Origin of the sequence: Mycobacterium sp., assembly GCF_052143115.1 — a bacterium.
In the GTDB taxonomy this organism is placed as follows: Bacteria; Actinomycetota; Actinomycetes; order Mycobacteriales; family Mycobacteriaceae; genus Mycobacterium.
In genome coordinates this window covers 1-6,539 of the sequence record NZ_JBKQTQ010000178.1, presented here as the reverse complement: position 1 = coordinate 6,539, position 6,539 = coordinate 1, and the positions used below count along the sequence as shown (strand labels likewise).

Here is a 6,539-nt window from a genome sequence, read left to right as displayed (position 1 = left end):
TGAACCGCCCCGGCATGTCCGGAGACTCCACTTCTTGGAAGGGTTGGAGTCATGTCAGGTGGTTCATCGAGGAGGTACCCGCCGGAGCTGCGTGAGCGGGCGGTGCGGATGGTCGCTGAGATCAGTGATCAGCACGATTCGGAGTGGGCGGCGATCAGTGAGGTTGCCCGGCTGCTCGGGGTGGGCACCGCCGAGACGGTGCGCAAGTGGGTGCGTCAGGCCCAGGTCGACGCCGGGTCCCGGCCGGGAACCACGACCGAGGAATCCGCTGACCTCAAACGGTTGAAGCGTGAAAATGCTGAATTACGAAGGGCTAACGCTATTTTGAAGACAGCGTCGGCTTTCTTCGCGGCCGAGCTCGACCGGCCACAGCACTGATCACCCGGTTCATCGCTGAGCATCAGGGCCACCGTGACGGTCCCGATGGTCTGCGGTGGGGTGTCGAGCCGATCTGCACGCAGCTGTCCGAGCTGGGTGTGCCGATCGCCCCATCGACCTATTACGACCAGCGTGATCGTGCGCCGAGCCGCCGCCAGGCTCGTGACGAGGTGCTCAAGGGCGAGATTAAGCGCGTCCACGCCGACAACTACGGGGTCTATGGGGCCCGCAAGGTGTGGCTCGCGCTCAACCGTGAGGGCATCGCGGTGGCCCGCTGCACCGTCGAACGACTGATGGCCGAACTCGGACTGACCGGCGCGGTCCGGGGCACGGCCCGGCGCACCACGATTGCCGACGCGGCCGCGGCCCGACCGGCTGATCTGGTGCAACGTCGCTTCGGCCCGCCGGCGCCCAACCGGCTGTGGGTCGCCGACCTGACCTACGTGTCAACCTGGTCCGGGTTTGCCTATGTTGGCTTCGTCATTGACGCCTACGCGAGACGGATCCTGGGCTGGCGAGTCGCCTCAACGATGGCCACCTCGATGGTGCTCGACGGCATCGAACAAGCGATCTGGACTCGCCAACAAGAAGGCGTCATGGATCTCAAAGATGTTGTCCACCATACGGATAGAGGGTCACAATACACGTCGATCCGGTTCACCGAACGGCTCGCCGAAGCTGGGATCCAGCCATCGGTCGGGGCGGTCGGCAGCTCCTATGACAACGCCCTCGCTGAAACCATCAACGGCCTGTACAAAACCGAGTTGATCAGACCGCGCAAGCCCTGGCGCACGATCGAGGAGGTCGAGCTGGCGACCGCCAAATGGGTCGACTGGTTCAACCACCGCCGCCTCTACGAATACTGCGGGGACATCCCACCCGTTGATCTGGAGGCGGCCTATTACGCTCAACACCGGAGACCAGCCGCCAGCTGAGTTCTCACACCAGAAAGTCTCCGGACTCACCGGGGCGGTTCATGTTGAGCCGCGGGGCCGTACATGGACGCGTCCTAACGCGTCGAAGCGGACCGTCGCCGTTTCCCGAAGGTGTGGTGTCAGATCAGGCTGGTGAGCGCGTCGCAGAGCAGGAAGAGGTTCAGTGTGGTTATGACGACGGTGATCAGGAGCATCAAGGCACTGGTCAGGCGGCGGTTGACCATGTCGGTCATGGTCTCGCGGGTGCGGGTAATCAGTAGTAGCGGGATGAGGGCGAACGGGATGCCGAAGGACAGCACGATTTGGGAGTAGATCAATGCCTGTGTGGTGTTGACGGCCAAGCCGATGACGATCAGTGCGGGCAGCATCGTCAGGGCGCGGCGCGCAAACAGGGGGATGCGCCAGTTCATGAATCCGGCCATGACGACTTGTCCGGCGTAGGTGCCCACGCTGGAAGAGGACAGGCCGGAGGCGATCAGGGCGATCCCGAACGCCAGTGCGGCGCCGCCTCCGATGACGGTGGCGAGGTGATCGTGGATGGGCCCGAGGTCACTGATGGTCAGTCCGGGTTTGTGGAACAGGGCTGCGGCGATGCAGAGCATGGCGAGGTTGACCAGCCCTGCGAAGCCGAGGCCGATGATGCAGTCCCACTTATTGAACGTGAGCAGGGTACGGCGTTCGTGCTGGTTGGCCGCGGAGACCCGGTTCTTCTGCAGGGCGGAGTGCAGGTAGACCACGTGCGGCATGACGGTCGCGCCGATGATGCCGACGGTCAGGCTCAGGGTGTCGCCGCTGACGTGCGGCACCAGTCCGGCGGCGAGCTGCATGTAGTCCTGGCCCCCGATAGTGAAAAACAGGTAGAGGAATCCCGCTCCGACCAGCGCCAGCAGTGCGATGATGGCGAGTTCGAAGCGGCGATAGCCACGCTGCTCGAGTGCCAGGATCACGAACGCGACGACCGCCGTGATTAGCCCCGCTGGTAGCAGGGGCATACCGAAGACGAGGTTGAGACCGAGCGCAGCGCCGACGAACTCGGCAAGGTCTGTGGCCATCGCGACGACCTCGGCCTGCAGCCACAACACGATGTTCACCCGGCGGCCGTATCGCTGCCGGCACAGTTCGGGCAGGCTCTGGCCGGTGGCCAGCCCGGTCTTCGAGGTGAGGTACTGAACGAGGATGGCCATCAGGTTGGCCATCACGACGACCCATGCGAGTTCGTAGCCGTGCTCGGCGCCGCCGGCAAAGTTGGTGGCGAAGTTACCGGGGTCGACGTAGGCAACCGAGGCGACGAACGCCGGACCCAACAGCGCGAGCACCATGCGGCCACGGCCGCGTGACTTCACCTCCTGCAGGGTGAGCTGGCCGTGTGGTGCTACCTCGACAAGGGTCACGGCGCCACCGTGCCGGACACCGCAGAGCTGACTGCGACAATGACCGTGTGGCGGTGCATATCGATCCCGAGCATCGCTCGCCGGCGGAGTGGGTAAACGGTCCTGGGACCCCGATCCTGCAGCCCCGACACGCCCAGATCGCGGTGGAGAATCCCGCGCGCCAACATCATTGTCACACTGCTAACGTAGCTTCTGCGTAAAAACAATTCAGATATAGCGAATACTATTTTTCGTACGCTCGAACTCTGATTTTATTGTCAATACTTGGGGGATCGGCGATTTCAGGCGACCTCCGATCCCGCGTTTTGCGGCGGCGTTTGATGTGTCGGGCGTGATGTCGATGGGTCGTTCACCGCCGAAGCGTGGGCGTTGGAGTCAGACCCGTCATGAACTACCTTGGCGTTGCTGGTTCCACAAGCAAACCAATGTGCTTGCTGCCTACCCAAGTCGGCGCACCCCGGTGCTTGGCGGCGCTCCGCGACATCTACAACGCCGAGGATATCGACAAGGCGCAGGTCGCGATCAAGGCGTTCGAGCTCGACTACGGCGCGAAGTACCCCAACGCGGTCGCGAAGATCACCGGCGACGCCGTACGACGCAACCTGGACCTTGGGCCGGCAACGCACATCATCACCGCGTTGATGACCAGCATCGTCATCGTCAACCCGGTGGGCAAGGGCACCGGCGCGGTGTTCGACCCCGACGCCATCGTCAATGGGAAGCGGGCCGTCGATGTGGTGTGGAAAGAAGACCTGTGATTGCCGTGCAAAAGCGTCAAGTAAGCGGAGTTCATGGACTTCACAGCGGTGGACGAGGCGGACGGGGAAAGGCTTAGGGCATTTACCCTTTCGGCGGACATACAGGACGGGCGAGCAGACGGTGAGAGGCGAACGATGACCCAGACGGAGATCTTCCAGAGGCACCATGGCCGGGCTGTGCGGTTCTTCTGGGCCCTGCTGATCGGGTCGACCACCGTCAGCCTGATAGGGTGCGTGCCGCACTCAATGCCTGAGTTGAAGCAGTGGGCGATCGCGCCGACGGTGTTCGACAACGACTTAAGCAGGTCAGGCAATCAGTTGCTCTCGAGGCCGACATCGTCTACGTTCGGCGGCTTGACTTTTTGGTAGCCAACCAATCTGTTGCATACTCCCCCAACGGTGTGTCGCGGCGGGTCCCGACCCACATAGCGTGCCTGCCGCTTGCCCGATGCCATCTCAGCCCATCACCCCACGCAGTCGAGCGATTCGCGCCGACAGAGGGCCTGCTCTAGCGTGGCGTCATGCTGTTCATTTCGGGGATGTCTGTGTCGCAGTGGCGGCGCGAAGTACTGCGGACCAACTTCTGGCTGGTGCCGAGCATGGAGGTGATCGCATCGATCTTCCTATTTTGGGCCACCTTGGAGGTAGATCGTGCCGTCTACCATGGCACGCTCACACTTCCGGCATGGGTGGAAGCCGGCAGCGCAGATACAGCACGCGAGATTCTCCTCGCGGTGGCCGCAGCGATCATGACGGTCATCGGGATCAACTTCTCGGTTACGATCGTCACGTTGACGCTGGCATCGACCCAGTTCGGACCCCGGATGCTGCGCAACTTCATCCGTGATCGCGGTACTCAGCTCACGCTGGGCACGTTTGTGGCGACCGCCGTGTACTGCGTGCTGGTCCTCTTGGCAATCGGCCCTGCAGAGCACGGCGTATTCGTGCCACACTTTTCCGTCTCGGTCGTATTCGTGCTGGTGCTGGTCGATCTGGCCGTGCTCATCTACTTCCTCCACCACATCGCCATACAGATCCAGCTTCCCTTCGTAATCGCCAGTATCGCCGGTGATTTGAGGCGCTACCTCGGGGTGCGAAAGCCCGACATCCGGATGTCCACCGGAAACGAGCAGGATGACAGTGAAGAAATCGCAGCGCTGGTCGACACCATCAAGTCTTCAGGCGCGATGATGCGTACCCCGAAAGGCGGCTATCTTCAGGCCATCCGCTACGACATGTTGATTCGTGCCGCGTCGGCCGCCGATGCGGTGGTGCACTTGCCCTATCGCCCGGGGAACTTCTTGGTAGAGGACAGTGAGCTAGCCGCAGTGTGGCCGCCCGAGGCTGCCGACCGCATGACCCGCCGCCTGAAACGAGCACAGGTCACCGGGCCGGTCCGCAACCTCGCCCAAGATCCCGCTTTCGGCATCGACCAACTGGTCGAGATCGCCATTCAGGCGCTCTCTCCGGCGGTCAACGACACATACACTGCGCTGACGTGCGTGGACTGGCTCGGCAACACCCTGTGCAAGCTCGCGAAAGTGTGGAAGCCGGCCCCGGCGTACCGTGACCGTACCGGTGCTATCCGGGTCATCTGCGACCAAATCACGTACGAAAATCTCCTGCAGCGGTCATTTGACAAGGTCCGCCAGGCCAGTCGCGGAATGCCCGCCCTGTTGATGCGCCAACTCGAAGCACTCAAAGCGATCATGGAGCAGACCACCGACCCCGACCAGGCCCGTCTGCTGATGGACGAAGCCGCCATGATCCAGCGCGCCAACCTCGAGTCGGTGCCCGAAGAGTTCGACCGCGTCGCCGTGGAACGCCGCTTCAGCGCCGTAGCCAGCGTGTATGCCCGGTTGAGCGACTCTGCCGGCAACTATTTGCACCCGGACTACGATCTTCACCTGACCGGGGATTCCGCATCGAGACTTAGCCTAGGTGGCGACCGGTAGGACCGCTCTACCGTCGGGACGTCGTGATCCCTTTACTCGCCAGCGCTTCCGCGATGATCAAGGGCGTCGACTCGCGCAACCACTCGCGCCGACGCGAGCACGAAGCCTTTGTGCCGCTTGATCTTCTAGCATTTCTGACTAGTGAAGTGCGATCGGCGGTATCGCGGCCTTATCCTTCGCAACGTGCGCGATCTTGAGATCATCGACTCCGAGCTGCGACTCCTTGTGGCGATACGCCGGACGGTCTGCGAGGAGGAGGGTCGGCCAACCGAGCACCGCGCGGATCGATGAGCTGCTTGATGAGCGCTCTGCCGCAACCTTCGTTTCAGTCATTTTCTCAGACCCCGTTCCTTCGTAATGGAATTGGCGGTTGATCGCCGACCTCATGACCGCTACCGGGCGGCCGTCGGCGTTGGCGGCAACTGTGGGCGGTGCCGGCACATGAGCCCTTATTCCTGGCCCTCCACCACATCTGGGGCAAGGAGGCTCCGCCCATGCACCGTGAAGCCGTGATCTTCCCTCATTGCCCGCTCGAGAAAATCCGGGGTCTAGCTCAGCAGCTCGTTGGACCTGGGGTACGGCAGGCGAGATAAGCAGTCGATGGCTATCGCGGCTGTCCACCCGCTCGATTGCCGCACAGGCGGACGTGCTAGCCTAGGGGAAAATCCCTGAGGCGCAACAACATGCGGCGGCTCGCCGGATACTGCACAACGCCGAAACGCTGGTCGCGTGGATGGCACCAAAAGAGGGACCGTAACCACCAGCGACGACGACACGCTCGCCGCCGCGACGGTGGAGATGCCGCGCACGGATGCGATCACCCGTGGCGCGACAAGCAGCCCGACGTGGTGGCGCGGGCAGGGGGTCCAGCCCCCCTTCGGCTCCCTGCCCGCCCCCGCCGTCAGCGCGGTCGCGGCCCTGTCCGTGGTCGGGGTGATTGCGGCGATTTGCGCGTACCTGAGCCAGCCGCATACGACGTTCGCGATGGCTGGCACGCAAGTGCTTGAGATGCACCCTGACTGGACGCCGGAGGATGCCGGACATTTCGCTGGCGCGGCAACAGGTGCCTATTGCCCCGACCTTGGTCCGAGCACCTAACTGGTCTGTGCTCCAACCTCTTAG

At 63.0% G+C, this 6,539-nt stretch carries 4 protein-coding genes and 1 pseudogene; 4 read left to right on the top strand and 1 reads right to left on the bottom strand.

The features are described 5' to 3' along the window. Positions 1-51: 51 nt before the first annotated feature. A protein-coding gene (locus ACLQI9_RS17935) for an IS3 family transposase (protein ID WP_442380975.1) occupies positions 52-1,313 on the top strand; the annotation gives its coding sequence in 2 pieces (ribosomal slippage) (positions 52-340 and positions 340-1,313; 1,263 coding nt in all). Positions 1,314-1,432: 119 nt separating this feature from the next. On the opposite strand, the gene ACLQI9_RS17930 is transcribed toward ACLQI9_RS17935, so the two are convergent. Next, positions 1,433-2,704, bottom strand: coding sequence for an Nramp family divalent metal transporter (locus tag ACLQI9_RS17930; RefSeq protein ID WP_442378344.1), 1,272 nt, complete (start codon positions 2,702-2,704; stop codon positions 1,433-1,435). 397 nt (positions 2,705-3,101) lie between these two features. Between ACLQI9_RS17930 and ACLQI9_RS17925 the strand changes: the two are divergent. From ACLQI9_RS17925 to ACLQI9_RS17915, 3 genes and pseudogenes are all read left to right on the top strand, one after another. After that, positions 3,102-3,291, top strand: a pseudogene (locus ACLQI9_RS17925) (transposase); the annotation flags it as partial. Positions 3,292-3,983: 692 nt separating this feature from the next. Continuing rightward, the gene (locus ACLQI9_RS17920) at positions 3,984-5,417 is read left to right on the top strand and encodes a DUF2254 domain-containing protein (protein WP_442378346.1); all 1,434 of its coding nucleotides are present in this window, start codon (positions 3,984-3,986) and stop codon (positions 5,415-5,417) included. 729 nt (positions 5,418-6,146) lie between these two features. Further along, entirely contained in the window at positions 6,147-6,515 is a 369-nt protein-coding gene (locus ACLQI9_RS17915; RefSeq protein WP_442391988.1) for a DUF732 domain-containing protein, read from the top strand. The last annotated feature ends 24 nt before the right edge of the window (positions 6,516-6,539 follow it).